The sequence below is a fragment of the Sinorhizobium kostiense genome (genome assembly GCF_017874595.1).
In the GTDB taxonomy this organism is placed as follows: Bacteria; Pseudomonadota; Alphaproteobacteria; order Rhizobiales; family Rhizobiaceae; genus Sinorhizobium; species Sinorhizobium kostiense.
On the sequence record NZ_JAGILA010000001.1, the window covers coordinates 1,361,604 to 1,376,394 of the forward strand.

Sequence of the window (14,791 nt, forward strand, 5' to 3'; positions counted from 1 at the left end):
CCAAAGACGCCCCCTGCTAAGAGAGAGATTGTCTCTTCCCGACCCTCGAACGAGTGAGCAAGGGTGCATACCTGTCTTCGCTGCACGCGCCGGCTTCATCTCAGTTCGTGAATTTCGACCGTTACGCGTGGAACAGAAGCTGCGCCTGGTACGTTTGTCGACAACCACCCCCCGCGTGAAAGAGGGAGAATTGCGCCATGACCGCGTCATCGCCATATCGCTCTGCCGCTACAGCTGTTGAACACATCCTCACTGTGCAGGAGGCGTTGGAGCCGCTGTATATGGAACTTGAGCAGGAGGTGGAAACGCGGCTGCTGGAGGCAGCGGTATCCGCCGGCTGGTCTGCCGACGAAGCGCTCGAGGCCATCGACGAACTGAAGCGACACGACGTTCTGTCGATAGAAGATCAGGAAAGCTGACTCCCCCGTTCATCGCCGCACTCGGTTTTAATTCGTCTGCGGCAAGAGCGAACCCAACGGCAATATTGTTTCTTCCTTGACCGTCTTCGTCACGATGTAGGTGAAGTAGCGGTCGATGCCGAGTTCGCGACCGAGCAGTTCGTCGACGAGGCGCTGGTAAGCGTCGATATCGGCGGCCACCACCTTGAGTATATAGTCGACGCCGCCGCCGACCGACCAGCAGGCGACGATCTCGGGGATGGCCGCAATGGCGCGCTCGAATCGGTCGAAATCCACCTGGCGGTGATTGCCGAGTGTCACTTCCATCATCACGCTCGCGACCGGCACCACGCGCCGCAGCGCGAGCCGTGCGTGGTATCCCGTGACGATGCCGGCCTTTTCCAGCTTTCTAAGCCGCATCCAGCAGGGCGTCGGCGACAGGCCAGCTTTCTCGGCGAGCGCCAGCTTGGTGATGCGCCCGTCGGCCTGGATCGCCTCCAGGATGCGCAGATCGATCGCGTCGAGTTTCATACGGGCGCCCTTCCGTCTCCCGACCGGTGCAAAGCTCGGGAAAAGACATTGGGTGTACGTTTTGGCATTGTCAATTGAGCTGATTTTTATCACTGTTCAAATCATGACAACTTGGATGCCCGACACTGCTCAATTGCGCCGCCCGGCCTACCTGTCACTGGCCGAGCAGTTTGCCCGTGCTATACAGGAGGGCAGGCTTCAAAACGGCACTCGCCTGCCCACGCACCGCAAGCTTGCCGATGATTTGAAGCTCTCGGTACAGACGGTGAGCCGTGCCTATGACGAGCTGATCCGGCGCGGCCTGATCTCGGGGGAAGTCGGCCGCGGCAGCTTCGTGCAGACGCGTCCGCGTGAACCCGCTCCGCCTTATCTGCCGGAACGGCTTGGTGAACTGATCGACCTTTCGATCCTGAAGCCGGTCTGCGAGCAGATCCATCTCGAAAAGATGCGCGAGGCCTTCGCCTGGCTTGCCGAGAACCTACCGGCGAGTTCCGCACTTTCCTTCCGACCGAACATGGTGTTTCCGCGACATCGCAATGTCGCGGCGGAATGGCTGTCGCGCTGCGGCCTTGACATCTCTCCGCTGAATATCAGCCTGACCAACGGCGCGACCTCGGCCATGACGGTTGCGTTGATGAGCGTTGCCCCGCCCGGTTCCACGATTGCGACGGAGGCGATCAGCCATCATACGCTGGTGCCGCTTTCCACCTATCTCGGCATCCGTCTCCAGGGCATAGCTATTGATGACGACGGCATGATGCCGGAAGCGTTGGACGAGGCCTGCCGCACGGGGGTCATCCGAGCGATATTCCTGCAACCCTCGGTCATCAATCCCACGGCCACCTTGATGAGTGCCGATCGGCGAGCCGCACTTGCGGAGGTGGCGCGCCGGCATGACATGGCGATCATCGAGAACGATATACTTGGACCTTTGGTGGAGGAGCGCCTGCCGCCCATTGCGGCCCTGGCACCTGAGCGCACGCTGTATGTCACGAGCTTCACCAAGATCACCGTGCCGGGACTGAGGATCGGCTATCTCGCGGCGCCGGACCGCTATGTTGCGGCGGTTGCAAACCGGCACCTCGTTTCGAACTGGATGGCGACTCCGTCGATGGCTGAAATCGCAAGCTACTGGGTAAGTGACGGCACGGCGATGGAACTCGTCAATTGGCAGCGACGGGCCCTCGCTGTTCGCCACGCGATCGCCACAGAGAGCCTGGGCAACCTCAGCCACCGCACACATCCGCAGAGCCTGCACGTCTGGTTGCCGCTGCCGGAAGGGCATTCGGAGGACGCGTTCGTCTCCCAGGCGCGTCTGCGCGGAGTTGCGATCGCGCCGGGCGCTTCGTTTCGGACCGCCGATTTCGGCTGGCGGCCTTCCGTGCGGATTTCGCTCGGCTCGACCACCGAGCAGGAGCTCAAGACGGGGCTCGGCACCGTCACCTCGCTGGCGCTCGGCGACCCTGAGGCCTTACTGCTCGCCATCTGATGCAGATGCCCAATGTTTTGGCACCTCCGGAATAAATGTCATGATATTATTATACAGATTGACATGATTTCGCAACCAGATCATCGTTGGGACATTACCGGTCTCAAACGGAGAGACGCGAATGCCCGAGCCGATCATCCGCATCGACAGCATCGTCAAGAGATACGGCGCGCTCACCGTGCTCGATGGCCTGTCGATGGAGGTGATGCCTGGCGAGAAGCTTGCTCTCATCGGGCCCTCCGGTTCCGGGAAGACGACGATCCTCCGCATCCTGATGACCCTGGAGACGATCAGTGACGGCTTCATTCAGGTCGACGGCGAGCAGCTCTACCACATGAAGAAGGACGGTCGCCTCGTGCCGGCCGACGAGCGCCACCTCCATAAGATGCGCGAAAAGATCGGCATGGTCTTCCAGCACTTCAACCTGTTTCCTCACAAGTGCGTGCTCGACAATGTGACGCTTGCGCCGATGTTGACGAAGGGCATCGCGCGGGCTCAGGCCGAGGAGCGGGCGATGGAGCTTCTCGACATGGTGGGCATGGCCGACAAGGCGAAAAGCATGCCGGCGCAGCTTTCCGGCGGCCAGAAGCAGCGCGTCGCGATCGCCCGCGCATTGGCACTCTCGCCCAAGATCATGCTCTTCGACGAGGTGACCTCCGCACTCGACCCGGAACTCGTCGAGGAGGTTCTGAACGTCATGCGCAAGCTTGCCGCGGAGACCGACATGACGATGCTTCTCGTCACCCACGAGATGGGCTTTGCCCATGACTTCGCCGATCGGGTGCTCTTCTTCGACCGCGGCAAGATCGTGGAGGAGGGCAGGCCCGAAGACATCTTCCGGCATCCGAAACAGGAACGTACGCAGACCTTCCTGCGCAAAATCTTAGCGGCCGGGCACCGCGTCTAAGCCTTGCGGCCGACATTGCCTCAACCAACAACAGCACGAGAACGACAGAGGAGTTGGGACCGATGAAACTGAAAGCTTTGATAGCAACGGCGGCAGGCGCAACGGCGTTGATGGCAGCTGTTGTGGCTACTTCCGTGGCAGCCGATGAGAGCAAGCTCGAGGAACTGAAGGAACAGGGTTTTGCGCGCGTCGCGATCGCCAACGAACCGCCCTTTACCGCGGTCGGGGCCGACGGCAAGGTTTCCGGCGCCGCTCCGGATGTCGCCCGTGAAATCTTCAAGCGGCTCGGCGTGCCGGAAATCGTCGCCTCTATCTCCGAATACGGCGCAATGATCCCGGGCCTGCAGGCCGGGCGCCACGACGCGATCACCGCCGGGCTGTTCATGAAGCCGGAGCGTTGCGCGGCGGTTGCCTATTCCGAGCCGATCCTCTGCGATGCCGAGGCTTTTGCGCTGAAGAAGGGCAATCCGCTCAAGTTGAGGAGCTACAAGGACATTGCCGACAATCCGGATGCGAAGATCGGCGCGCCTGGCGGCGGTACCGAAGAGAAGCTGGCGCTCGAAGCCGGCGTACCGCGCGACCGCGTCATCGTCGTGCCGGATGGCCAGAGCGGCATGAAGATGCTGCAGGACGGGCGCATCGACGTCTACTCGCTGCCGGTTCTCTCGATCAACGATCTCGTTTCGAAGGCAAATGATCCGAATATCGAAGTGGTGGCTCCCGTCGAAGGGGCGCCGGTCTATTGCGACGGCGCTGCTTTCCGGAAAGGGGACGAGGCCTTGCGCGATGCCTTCGACGTCGAGCTCGCGAAGATGAAGGAATCCGGCGAGTTCGCCAAGATCATCGAACCTTATGGCTTCTCGGCCAAGGCCGCCATGTCCACCAGCCGTGAGAAGCTCTGCGCCGCGAAATAAGCCCGGGCCGGGGCTCCCGCCGCCTTCCATTCGCGATCAATGCGGGCGGAAGGCGGGGTTCGGGCGGGCGGCAAACTACAGCCGAAATTTCTGACTGGAACACGAAACGATGATCGACTGGTCCGGCTATATCGGATTGATCCTCGAGGGCGCGCTGGTAACGATCCAGCTCACCCTGATGGGCTCGGCGCTCGCCATCGTCGTCGCTTTTGCGGCGGGGCTTGGACGCCTCAGCCGCTTCACGGGGGTGCGAGCGCTTGCGACGACCTACATCGAGTTCTTCCGTGGCACCTCGATCTTCGTCCAGCTGTTCTGGGCCTATTTCGTGCTGCCTTTTGCCGGGATCACCCTGACGCCGCTTCAGGCCGGCGTGCTCGCGCTGGGGCTCAATGTCGGTGCCTATGGCGCTGAAGTGGTGCGAGGCGCCGTCAAGGCGATCGGCCGCGAGCAGCGCGAAGCTTGTATCGCCCTCAACCTCACGCGCTACCAAGCTATGCGCCATATCATCCTGCCGCAGGCACTGCCGCTGATGCTGCCGACCTTCGGCAACAATGCCATCGAACTCCTCAAAGGAACCGCCGTCGTCTCGCTGATCTCGCTCACCGACATGACGTTCCAGGCGCAGGTGGTCAGGGCGCAGACCGGCAACACGCTGATCCCCTTCGCAACGATCCTGGTACTCTATTTCGTCATGGCTTGGCTTATCTCGCTCGGCATGCGCTGGCTGGAGCGGCGCGTCAGCCGTGGTCTCGATGGGGTGAGGGCTTGACCATGGAATGGGATTGGGAATTCGTTCGTCAGATCATGCCGACTCTCATAGAGGGTTTGCAGATCACCATTCTCGCGACCATTCTCGGCGCGGCGGTCGCCGCGGTGATCGGCCTCCTTTTTGCCATCCTGCGCATGGTGGCGCCGGCGCCGATCGCACGCGCCACGAGCTTCGCGGTGGAGTTCATCCGCGGCACGCCTCTGCTCGTGCAGCTCTATTTCATCTTTTACGTGCTGCCGGATATCGGCATCCGCCTGCCGGCGCTGCTTGCCGGTGTCATCGGCCTCGGCATCCACTACGGCACCTATGCCGCCGAGGTCTACCGCGCCGGAATCGAGAACGTCCCGCGCGGCCAGTGGGAAGCCGCCAGGGCGACGAACCTCACGGCGCGCCAGACCTGGATCCATGTGATCCTGCCGCAGGCGATCCCGCCGATGATCCCCGCGCTCGCCAATTATCTGATCGCCATGTTCAAGGAGACGCCGCTGCTTTCAGCGATCACGGTGCTCGAACTTATGAACCAGGCGAAAAGCATCGCCAACAGTAATTACCGCTATATCGAGCCGATGACGCTGGTCGGGGTGTTCTTCCTGATCATGAGCCTGATCTCCGTCTTCTTCCTGCGCTGGCTGGAAGAGCGCTACGCAAGGGTGGACGAACGCTGATGGAACAACCTGTCGCACTTGCGCTCGCGGGACGTGCACCGCGCCTCGACGACCGGCCGATGGAAAAGCGCATCGGTCTCATCATCCTGGCCACGGACCATACTACCGAGGTGGATTTCCAGCGTCTGGTCGCATCGGACCGGATCGGCGTCTATGTCGCGCGCATTCCCTATGCCAATCCAGTGACGCCGGAAAACCTCCGGGCGATGCAGCCCTCGCTGACGGCGGCGGCAGGCCTGATCCTGCCAGACGAAATGCTCGACGTCGTGATGTATTCCTGCACCTCGGCCTCCGTCGTCATCGGTGACAAGGAGATAGCCGCAGCGATCAGAGCCTCGAAGCCAAGGGCCGCCGTGGTGACCCCGACGGCGGCCGCGGTCGAGGGCTTGAGGACGCTTGGCGCCCGGCGCATATCGGTGCTCACCCCGTATACAATCGAGACCAGCCGACCAATGGCGGATTATTTCGCCAAGCTCGGCTTCACGATGGACAGATTTACCTGTCTCGGGCTCACCGATGATCGGGAGATGGCGCGGATCGCGCCTGAGGAGATCGTGGCTTTCGCAAAGGAAGCGGCGGCGCCGGATTCGGACGCGCTCTTCATCTCCTGCACGGCCGTGCGGGCGGCCGGCGTGATTTCGAGGATCGAGGCGGCGATCGGCAAGCCCGTCGTCAGCAGCAATTACGCCACTGCCTGGATCTGCCTTCGTCTCTGCGGTGATCAGGTGGCGCGGCCGCAGCTCGGTCGATTGATGGCATTACCGCTCGGGGGTGCATGGCTGTGAGCGCCTCTCTCCCTGTGACGATCGAGGATATCGAAGCGGCGGGGCGCCGGATTTCTGGTCACGTGATCGCGACGCCGCTCGTTGCGTCGGCATCGCTCAGCAAACTTTGCGGCGTGCCCGTCAGCCTGAAGCTCGAGCACCATCAGTCGACCGGCAGCTTCAAGCTGCGCGGCGCGACCAATGCCGTTCTCTCGCTCACCACCGAGGAGCGGGCACGCGGCGTCATCGCGGCTTCAACCGGCAATCACGGCCGGGCGCTTGCCCATGCGGCAAAGGCAGAAGGCGCGGTCGCAACGATCTGCATGTCGCAGCTGGTACCGACGAACAAGGTCACCGAAATCAGACGCCTTGGCGCCGATGTGCGGATCTTCGGCAATTCGCAGGACGAGGCGCAGGAAGAGGTCGAACGGCTCGTTGCGGAAAGGGGTCTCGTGATGGTGCCACCCTTCGACCATCCGGCAATCGTCGCAGGGCAGGGGACGCTCGGACTTGAGATCGCTACGCAGATGCCGGACGTCGCCATGGTGCTTGTGCCGATTTCGGGCGGCGGGCTCGCGGCCGGGGTAGCGGCAGCGATCAAGGCGCGAAGACCGGCGGTGCGGGTTGTCGGACTGACGATGGAGCGGGGCGCGGCGATGAAGGCGAGCCTCGCCGCCGGCAAGCCCGTGCTCATCGAGGAACAGCCGAGCCTTGCGGATTCGCTCGGCGGCGGCATCGGGCTCGACAATCGCGTAACATTCCAGATGTGCCGAGAACTCCTCGATGACATCATCCTTCTGACGGAGGCGGAAATCGCCGCCGGCATGCGCCACAGCTACAGGCAAGAGCGTGAAATTGTGGAAGGCGCCGCAGCCGTCGGCATTGCGGCGCTTCTCGCCGGCAAGATCAAGGACATCGGCGGCCCGATCGCGGTCATCCTCTCCGGCCGCAATGTCGACATGGACCTGCATCTCAGCGTGATGAATGGCGAAACCGATCCGTTTCGCGAGGGGGTGGCATGACACGGATGACGATTCTCACCGAGGCGGAGCTGCGCCGGATCGTACTGCTCAATCGCGAGGCGGTCGCCTGCATCGAGGATGCCTTTCATGCGCTCGCCACCAAATCGGTGGCGATGCCGCCGATCCTGAGGCTCGATATTCCGGAGCATCGCGGCGAGGTGGACGTGAAGACCGCCTATGTGCCGGGCCTCGACGGCTTCGCGATCAAGATCAGCCCGGGGTTCTTCGACAATCCCAAGATCGGCCTGCCGAGCACCAACGGCATGATGGTGCTGTTATCGACCAAGACGGGGCTGGTGCAGGCGCTGCTGCTCGACAATGGCTATCTCACCGATATTCGCACGGCCGCGGCCGGTGCGGTCGCGGCGAAGCATCTGTCGCGGAAGGACGCTTCTGTCGCCGTCATTTTCGGCGCCGGCATGCAGGCGAAACTCCAGCTCAAAGCGCTCGCGCTCGTCCGCCCGATCCGCGAGGCACGGCTCTGGGCGCGCGATGCGGCCAAGGCCGAAGCGGCGGCGAACGCGCTTGCCGAAGAGCTAGGTTTTCCGGTGAAGGCCGCAACCGACCCGAGAGTGGCTGTCGACGCCGCCGACATCATCGTCACCACGACGCCGTCCGAGAAGCCGATCCTCATGGCCGAATGGCTACGGCCGGGGCAGCATGTCACTGCCATGGGCTCAGACGCGGAGCACAAGAACGAGATCGACCCGCAGGCGATTGCCCGCGCCACTTATGTCGCCGACAGCCTCAGGCAGACGCGCAGGCTGGGCGAATTGCACCACGCGATTGCCGCCGGGCTCACAGCGCCGGATGCCGAGTTCGCGGAACTCGGTCAGGTGATTGCGGGGCAGAGAATCGGGCGAACGCACGCCGATGAGATCACCATCGCCGACCTGACGGGCACCGGCATTCAGGACACCGCCATCGCCACGCTCGCCTTTGCACGGGCGGGCGCCGCAAACGCCGGAACCACTTTCGAGAGTTGAAGCCGGCACAGCCGGTAAAGCGAGGGAACAAACATGACCCAACCAAACCTCAAATTCTCCCTGGGGGAATATGAAGCGCGGCTCAGGAAAACGCGTCAGGCGATGGAGGACAAGGGTGTCGAACTCCTGATCGTCAGCGATCCCTCCAACATGGCCTGGCTCACCGGCTATGACGGCTGGTCCTTCTATGTGCACCAGGCGGTGATCGTGCCGCCTTCGGGTGAGCCGATCTGGTTTGGCCGCGGCCAGGACGCCAACGGCGCCAAGCTCACCGCCTATCTCGGCCATGAGAACATCATCGGCTATCCCGATCACTATGTGCAGTCGACCGAGCGTCACCCGATGGACTATCTCTCGGGTATCCTTGCCGATCGCGGCTGGGCTTCGCTCCGGGTCGGCGTCGAGATGGACAATTACTGGTTCTCGGCAGCCGCTTTCGCCTCGCTGCAGAAGCACCTGCCGAATGCCCGCTTCATCGACGCGACCGCGCTCGTTAACTGGCAGCGCGCTGTCAAGAGCGAGACGGAAGTCAAGTACATGCGCAACGCGGCGCGAATCGTGGAAGCCATGCATCAGCGCATCTTCGACAAGATCGAAGTGGGCATGCGCAAATGCGATCTGGTCGCCGAAATATATGATGCAGGCACGCGCGGCGTAGACGGAATCGGCGGCGACTATCCGGCGATCGTGCCCTTGCTGCCCTCGGGCGTCGAAGCCTCCGCGCCGCATCTCACCTGGGACGACCGGCCGATGAAGCGGGGCGAGGGCACCTTCTTCGAGATCGCTGGCTGCTACAATCGCTACCACGTGCCGCTTTCGCGGACCGTTTTCCTAGGCAAGCCGACCCAGGCTTTTCTCGACGCCGAGAATGCGACGCTCGAGGGCATGGCAGCCGGGCTCGAGGTCGCCAAGCCAGGCAAGGCCTGCGAGGACATTGCAAACGCCTTCTTCTCCGTTCTGAAGAAATACGGGATCGTCAAGGACAACCGCACGGGTTACCCGATCGGTCTTTCCTATCCACCGGATTGGGGCGAGCGCACCATGAGCCTGCGCCCCGGCGACAGAACGGAACTGAAGCCGGGCATGACCTTCCACTTCATGACCGGGCTCTGGCTCGAGGACATGGGCTTCGAGACAACAGAGAGCATCCTGATTACCGAGACCGGGGTCGAATGCCTCGCCTCTGTCCCGCCCAAACTGATGGTCAAGGACTGAGTCATGAGCGAGCAGCATTTGCGGCCGTCGCCGATCAGCGCCACGGTAGACTTCACCGCCGACGGCGTCCAGCACGGTTTCCTGCGCCTGCCTTATAGCCGGGACGATTCCGCCTGGGGCTCCGTGATGATCCCAATCACTGTGGTCAAGAGCGGGGAGGGCCCGACAGCCCTCCTTACGGGCGGCAACCACGGCGACGAATATGAGGGGCCGATCGCGCTCTTCGACCTGGCGCGTACGCTCGCCCCTGCCGAGGTCCGCGGGAGGGTGATTATCGTGCCGGCGATGAACTATCCGGCGTTCCAGGCCGGGACGCGGACCTCGCCGATCGACAAGGGCAATCTGAACCGCAGCTTTCCGGGCAGGCCTGACGGCACGGTAACGGAAAAAATCGCGGACTATTTCCAACGCGTTCTTCTGCCGCTGGCCGACATCGTGCTCGACTTCCATTCCGGCGGAAAGACGCTCGATTTTCTACCCTTCTGCGCCGCCCATCTCCTTCCCGACAAGCGCCAGGAGGCCAGGGCCTTTGAGCTGGTGAAGGCCTTTGGCTCACCTTATTCGATCAAGATGCTCGAAATCGACGCCGTCGGAATGTACGACACGGCGGCAGAGGAGATGGGTAAGATCTTTATCACCACCGAACTCGGAGGTGGCGGGTCAGCAACGGCAAAAAGCGTTGCCATCGCCAAGCGCGGGGTTTCGAACGTTCTACGGCACGCCGGGATCATCAACGGTGAGATCGAGCCACGGCCAACAAATTGGCTTGAAATGCAGGACGCTGACTGTTTCGCCTTCGCCGAGGAGCCCGGGCTCGTGGAGTTTCTAGTCGACCTCGGTGAAGCGGTCCAACGCGGCTCTGCGATCGCGCGAATTTATCCGACCGGGCGTACCGGCGCAGAGCCGTTCGAAGTACACGCCAGAATGAATGGGATCCTGATCGCGCGCCATCACCCCGGGTTGATCAAGGCGGGCGATTGCTGTGCCGTGCTGGCGACACGGGTGTAGATGAGTTCATCGTAAGGACTTGGCCTGGGAACCTCCTTCGCATCGGCTCTGGCATACATATTTGTACCCAGCGCATGAGCTTTTACGGGTCCGCGACCTAGAGATTCGACGATGCACCTATCCCCGAGGCGCCGATTCGGATCGACTTGCGGGTCCATCAATTCTGGCGAATGTGGCGCGTGATCGCGTCTCTTAGGGCTGCCGCGTCGCCGGCGGCGATGGCGTCGATCATCTCGTGGTGCTCGCGCGAGGATTGTTCGATGCGTGCTCGCGTCTTCCATTGCGCCACCGGGGCGGAGGAGGTGCGCTGGCGGATCTCGGTAACGAGATTGACGAGTTCCTCGTTTCCGCAGAGCGAAAGCAGCCGGTGGTGAAAGGTGAGGTTGGCCTCATAGAGTTGGATCGGCGTTCCCTCGAGGATCATGCGGTCGAAGCGGGAGGCGAGACTGCGCAACGCCTGAATGTCCAAAGAGGACGCGTTCGCTACGACCTTGTCCGCCACGCCGGTCTCCAGCAGGACGCGAATCTCGCTGATCTCTGCAGCCTGGCGGCCGTCCGGTTCGAAGACGTGGTAACCGCGATTTGGCACGTGCTCGACAAGGCGCCGCTGGGCAAGCCGATCGAGCGCGCGGCGCACTTCCGGTCGCGTGCACTGATAGCGCCGTTCGAGATCGATCTGCTTCAGCCATGATCCGGGTGCGAGCACGCCGGTCTGGATGTCGTTCAGAATAAGGTCGGTGACGTCGACCGCCGTGGCAGCGTTCTCTCCCCGCGGTTTCAGCTTGTTCATGTACCCTCCTTTGGATCTTCGATCATTCTGCCATTGCCCGCGGCCACACAAGGTGGGACCTCGTGAAGCCGTGGAAAATGGGGCGCGAGGCGTGTGGATAAACCACTCTTGCTCTCGTCCACGTACCCGACCCAAAACGCCATTGATGTCACTTGCGCAATTCAAAATGTTATCATAAATTGGCGCCAATTTTAGTACCATTAACGGGAAAGCCAGTAAACGATGAAAAATTCGGACGCCCTGTGGGATCTCGTCGAGCGCAAGCGTGAGGCTTTCTTTTCGTTGAGCGACCGCGTGTGGGATACGCCCGAGACCAATTATGAGGAATACCGCTCGTCGGCCGAGCATGCGGCCACGCTGGAGGCGGAAGGCTTCCGTGTCTCAAAGGGACTTGCCGGCATGCCGACGGCCCTGATGGGGGAAGCGGGTGAGGGCGGCCCGGTCATCGCTATTCTCGGCGAGTTCGATGCGCTCCCCGGCCTCAGCCAGGAGGCAGGCATAGCGGAAGAACGGCCGCTCATCCCGGGCGGCAACGGCCACGGTTGCGGGCATAATCTGCTCGGTGCGGGCTCGATGATGGCCGCGACCGCGGTCAAGGATTATCTCGAAACCAACGGCATCAGAGGGCGGATCCGCTATTACGGCTGCCCGGCCGAGGAGGGCGGTTCCTCCAAGGGCTTCATGGTGCGCGCCGGCGTCTTCGACGATGTCGACATCGCAATTTCCTGGCATCCGGCGCCCTTTGCCGGCGTCAACAACCCGATCTCGCTTGCCTGCAACGAGATCAATTTCCATTTCAGCGGCCGCGCTTCGCACGCTTCCGCCTCGCCGCATCTCGGCCGCAGTGCGCTCGATGCGGTGGAACTGATGAATGTCGGGGCGAACTATTTGCGGGAGCACATGCCGTCGACCGCCCGCATCCATTACGCCGTTACCGACACGGGCGGCCATGCGCCGAATGTGGTGCAGGCGCGCGCGACGGTGCGCTATCTGATCCGGGCGCGCAGCCTGCCGGAACTCATCGATCTTCTCGGGCGCGTCAAGAATGTGGCCGAAGGGGCGGCGCTGATGACGGGAACGGCCGTGCGCAGCGAAATCGTCAGCGGCGACGCCAATCTTATCGGCAACACGCCCCTGGAAGCGCTGATGCATTCGCATCTCGAGCGCCTGGGGCCACCCGTGTTCAACGACGCCGACCGGGACACCGCCGCAAAATTCCAGGAGACGTTCAGCGCCGACGACATCGCCGCCTCCTTCGAACGGTTCGGTCTCAAGCTGCGCAAAGGTGTTGCGCTCTGCGACACGATCTTCCCGCCGGCGAGCGGCAACGGCACGCTTGTCGGCTCCACGGATGTCGGCACGGTGAGCTGGGTCGTGCCGACCGTCCAGATGCGCGGCGCCACCTACGCGATCGGCACGCCCGGGCACTCCTGGCAGCTTGTGGCTCAAGGCAAGCTGGCCGCCGCACACAAGGGCATGGAACACGCGGCAAAGGTCATGGCGAGCACGGCGCTCGAGCTGTTCCTCAAGCCTGAGCTCATCGCCGCCGCCAAGGCCGACCATGCGGCGCGGCTCAAGGGCACGCCGTTTGTCAATCCGATCCCCGACGATGTCGAACCGCCGCTACCGGAGAGGCGCGATGGCTAGCTTCACGCTTCAACCGCATCGCCATCGCCTGGCCTCCCATATCAAGGAGTTCAGTCGGCGCATCAAGCTTTCGGGAACGCCGGAAGAACTGGAGAGCTTCCGTTATCTCGAGCGCGAGATGGCGTCCTACGGATACCGCACGGAGCTTCTCGTCCACGACGCCTATATCAGCCTTCCGGAGCGTGCGCGCGTCGATGCTAACGGCGAAAGCCTGCGCTGCATCACGCATTCGATGTCGGCCTCGACATCCGGCGACGGCATCACCGCGTCCCTTGTCGATGTCGGCGAGGGCGACGAGGCGTCGTTCGCAAGAGCCGACGTCAAGGGCAGGATCGTGCTTGTCGACGGGATCGCCACGGAAGAAATTGCCGCGCTTGCCAGCGCATACGGCGCGGCTGGCCAGCTTCATGTCAGCCCGAACGAACATCTCTACGAGATGTGTGTTTCGCCTGTCTGGGGCAGTCCCTCGCAATACACGCGATCATTGCTTCCGACCACCGTCGTCTGTTCGATCACGCGTGGAGACGGCGCAAGGCTGAGGGCCCAATGCATGGCGGGGGCGGATGTGCGGGTCTCGCTGTGGGCTCAGGTTGACACCGGCTGGCGGAAGACGCCGATCCTTGTTGCCGAACTGCCGGCGGAAGAGGAAACGGGTGACGAGGCGCCCTTCGTGCTGCTTTCGGGTCATCACGATACCTGGCACTACGGCGTGATGGACAATGGCGGCGCCAACGCCACCATGCTTGAGGCGGCACGGCTGCTGGCCGAGCGGCGCAGCCTTTGGAAACAGGGTCTACGGGTCTGCTTCTGGTCAGGCCACTCCCATGGCCGCTATTCCGGCTCGACCTGGTATGCGGACGAATATTGGGACGAGCTCGAGCGGCGCTGCGTCGCCCATGTGAACGTCGACTCGACGGGCGGCGCTGGGGCGAGCGTGCTTACGAATTCGGCCGTCACCGACGAACTGAAGTCCGTCGCCGCTGAGGCGGTCGAAGCCGTAAGCCGCCAACCGCATGCCGGCCGCCGTCACGGCCGGGCCGCAGACCAGTCGTTCTGGGGTATCGGCATACCGTCGATGTTCGGCAGCCTCAGCCATCAGCCGCCCGGTCCGGTCAAAATGCCGACCGCGCTCGGCTGGTGGTGGCACACGCGGCACGACACGGCTGAACGCATCGACCTCGACAATCTGCGGCGCGACACATCGATTGTGCTTCGCGTGCTGTGGCGCCTGCTGACGGCTCCCGTGCTGCCGCTCGACTACGCCGCCTTCGCGACCTCGATGAGGGAAGAACTCCTTGGCATTCAGGACCGGCTCGGCGACCGGATGGACATATCCGGCCTCATTGCGCGTCTCGATGCACTCGAACGGGCAGCGCAGGTGGTGAACAGGAGTGCAAGCCGAGCCGAGGGTGATGTGGCGCGCGCGATCAATCGCGCTCTGATGCGCGCCTCGCGTCTGCTCGTGCCGCTTAACTATACGAGCGGAAATCGATTCAGACACGACAGCGCCCTGCCGCATCCGGCCTGGCCGGCGCTCGAGGGCCTGCGCGAGCTTGCGAGGCTTCCGCAAGGCTCACCCGATCTGCCGTTCTATGCGGTGCACGCCAGACAGTGCCGGAACCTTGTCGCCCATGCATTGCGCGAAGCGCACGAGGTCCTGGCTGCCATCGCGGCGGCGCGGTGAGG

Annotated in this window: 15 protein-coding genes; 13 read left to right on the plus strand and 2 right to left on the minus strand. The window is 62.8% G+C overall.

Going from position 1 to position 14,791, the window contains the following annotated elements:
- Window positions 1-197: 197 nt before the first annotated feature.
- Window positions 198-419, plus strand: a complete 222-nt coding sequence (locus J2Z31_RS06150; protein ID WP_209600963.1) for a hypothetical protein — start codon at window positions 198-200, stop codon at window positions 417-419.
- 27 nt (window positions 420-446) lie between these two features.
- On the opposite strand, the gene J2Z31_RS06155 is transcribed toward J2Z31_RS06150, so the two are convergent.
- On the minus strand, window positions 447-929 hold the full coding sequence (locus tag J2Z31_RS06155) for an Lrp/AsnC family transcriptional regulator (RefSeq protein ID WP_209600964.1): 483 nt from the start codon (window positions 927-929) through the stop codon (window positions 447-449).
- A gap of 103 nt (window positions 930-1,032) precedes the next feature.
- Here J2Z31_RS06155 and ehuR point away from each other — a divergent pair, with 103 nt between their 5' ends.
- The 10 genes from ehuR to doeB all read left to right on the plus strand — a co-directional run bounded on the left by ehuR (window position 1,033) and on the right by doeB (window position 10,668).
- The gene (gene ehuR, locus J2Z31_RS06160; RefSeq protein WP_456242959.1) at window positions 1,033-2,418 is read left to right on the plus strand and encodes a MocR-like ectoine utilization transcription factor EhuR; all 1,386 of its coding nucleotides are present in this window, start codon (window positions 1,033-1,035) and stop codon (window positions 2,416-2,418) included.
- Window positions 2,419-2,539: 121 nt separating this feature from the next.
- Window positions 2,540-3,325, plus strand: a complete 786-nt coding sequence (ehuA, locus tag J2Z31_RS06165; RefSeq protein WP_209600965.1) for an ectoine/hydroxyectoine ABC transporter ATP-binding protein EhuA — start codon at window positions 2,540-2,542, stop codon at window positions 3,323-3,325.
- Window positions 3,326-3,387: 62 nt separating this feature from the next.
- Window positions 3,388-4,239: an ectoine/hydroxyectoine ABC transporter substrate-binding protein EhuB gene (gene ehuB, locus J2Z31_RS06170; RefSeq protein WP_209600966.1), complete on the plus strand. Its 852-nt coding sequence runs from the start codon at window positions 3,388-3,390 to the stop codon at window positions 4,237-4,239.
- Between the two features lie 109 nt (window positions 4,240-4,348).
- Entirely contained in the window at window positions 4,349-5,008 is a 660-nt protein-coding gene (gene ehuC, locus J2Z31_RS06175) for an ectoine/hydroxyectoine ABC transporter permease subunit EhuC (RefSeq protein WP_209600967.1), read from the plus strand.
- 2 nt (window positions 5,009-5,010) lie between these two features.
- Entirely contained in the window at window positions 5,011-5,673 is a 663-nt protein-coding gene (gene ehuD, locus J2Z31_RS06180; RefSeq protein ID WP_209601091.1) for an ectoine/hydroxyectoine ABC transporter permease subunit EhuD, read from the plus strand.
- Window positions 5,673-6,458 carry an ectoine utilization protein EutA gene (gene eutA / locus J2Z31_RS06185; RefSeq protein WP_209600968.1) on the plus strand — a complete coding sequence of 262 codons (786 nt, stop codon included), beginning with the start codon at window positions 5,673-5,675 and terminating at the stop codon, window positions 6,456-6,458. The genes ehuD and eutA overlap by 1 nt, the downstream gene beginning before the upstream one ends.
- A complete protein-coding gene (gene eutB, locus J2Z31_RS06190; RefSeq protein ID WP_209600969.1) occupies window positions 6,455-7,459 on the plus strand; it encodes a hydroxyectoine utilization dehydratase EutB in 1,005 nt (334 codons plus the stop codon). Before eutA ends, eutB begins: the two co-directional genes overlap by 4 nt.
- Entirely contained in the window at window positions 7,456-8,445 is a 990-nt protein-coding gene (gene eutC / locus J2Z31_RS06195; protein WP_209600970.1) for an ectoine utilization protein EutC, read from the plus strand. Before eutB ends, eutC begins: the two co-directional genes overlap by 4 nt.
- A 33-nt stretch (window positions 8,446-8,478) precedes the next feature.
- A complete protein-coding gene (doeA, locus tag J2Z31_RS06200) occupies window positions 8,479-9,660 on the plus strand; it encodes an ectoine hydrolase DoeA (RefSeq protein ID WP_209600971.1) in 1,182 nt (393 codons plus the stop codon).
- 3 nt (window positions 9,661-9,663) lie between these two features.
- The gene (gene doeB, locus J2Z31_RS06205; protein ID WP_209600972.1) at window positions 9,664-10,668 is read left to right on the plus strand and encodes a N(2)-acetyl-L-2,4-diaminobutanoate deacetylase DoeB; all 1,005 of its coding nucleotides are present in this window, start codon (window positions 9,664-9,666) and stop codon (window positions 10,666-10,668) included.
- A 157-nt stretch (window positions 10,669-10,825) separates the two neighbouring features.
- Here the strand turns inward: doeB and J2Z31_RS06210 are convergent, their stop codons facing one another.
- Window positions 10,826-11,458: a GntR family transcriptional regulator gene (locus J2Z31_RS06210; protein ID WP_209600973.1), complete on the minus strand. Its 633-nt coding sequence runs from the start codon at window positions 11,456-11,458 to the stop codon at window positions 10,826-10,828.
- A 222-nt stretch (window positions 11,459-11,680) separates the two neighbouring features.
- On the opposite strand from J2Z31_RS06210, the gene J2Z31_RS06215 reads away from it, so the two are divergent.
- The gene (locus J2Z31_RS06215) at window positions 11,681-13,105 is read left to right on the plus strand and encodes a M20 family metallopeptidase (RefSeq protein ID WP_209600974.1); all 1,425 of its coding nucleotides are present in this window, start codon (window positions 11,681-11,683) and stop codon (window positions 13,103-13,105) included.
- On the plus strand, window positions 13,098-14,789 hold the full coding sequence (locus tag J2Z31_RS06220) for a M28 family peptidase (RefSeq protein WP_209600975.1): 1,692 nt from the start codon (window positions 13,098-13,100) through the stop codon (window positions 14,787-14,789). Before J2Z31_RS06215 ends, J2Z31_RS06220 begins: the two co-directional genes overlap by 8 nt.
- The last annotated feature ends 2 nt before the right edge of the window (window positions 14,790-14,791 follow it).

Coding starts and splice junctions, on each gene's coding strand:
- J2Z31_RS06150 (WP_209600963.1), top strand. CDS start 198: ATGACCGCGTCATCGCCATATCGCTCTGCCGCTACAGCTGTTGAACAC.
- J2Z31_RS06155 (WP_209600964.1), bottom strand. CDS start 929: ATGAAACTCGACGCGATCGATCTGCGCATCCTGGAGGCGATCCAGGCC.
- ehuR (WP_456242959.1), top strand. CDS start 1,033: ATGACAACTTGGATGCCCGACACTGCTCAATTGCGCCGCCCGGCCTAC.
- ehuA (WP_209600965.1), top strand. CDS start 2,540: ATGCCCGAGCCGATCATCCGCATCGACAGCATCGTCAAGAGATACGGC.
- ehuB (WP_209600966.1), top strand. CDS start 3,388: ATGAAACTGAAAGCTTTGATAGCAACGGCGGCAGGCGCAACGGCGTTG.
- ehuC (WP_209600967.1), top strand. CDS start 4,349: ATGATCGACTGGTCCGGCTATATCGGATTGATCCTCGAGGGCGCGCTG.
- ehuD (WP_209601091.1), top strand. CDS start 5,011: ATGGAATGGGATTGGGAATTCGTTCGTCAGATCATGCCGACTCTCATA.
- eutA (WP_209600968.1), top strand. CDS start 5,673: ATGGAACAACCTGTCGCACTTGCGCTCGCGGGACGTGCACCGCGCCTC.
- eutC (WP_209600970.1), top strand. CDS start 7,456: ATGACACGGATGACGATTCTCACCGAGGCGGAGCTGCGCCGGATCGTA.
- doeA (WP_209600971.1), top strand. CDS start 8,479: ATGACCCAACCAAACCTCAAATTCTCCCTGGGGGAATATGAAGCGCGG.
- doeB (WP_209600972.1), top strand. CDS start 9,664: ATGAGCGAGCAGCATTTGCGGCCGTCGCCGATCAGCGCCACGGTAGAC.
- J2Z31_RS06210 (WP_209600973.1), bottom strand. CDS start 11,458: ATGAACAAGCTGAAACCGCGGGGAGAGAACGCTGCCACGGCGGTCGAC.
- J2Z31_RS06215 (WP_209600974.1), top strand. CDS start 11,681: ATGAAAAATTCGGACGCCCTGTGGGATCTCGTCGAGCGCAAGCGTGAG.
- J2Z31_RS06220 (WP_209600975.1), top strand. CDS start 13,098: ATGGCTAGCTTCACGCTTCAACCGCATCGCCATCGCCTGGCCTCCCAT.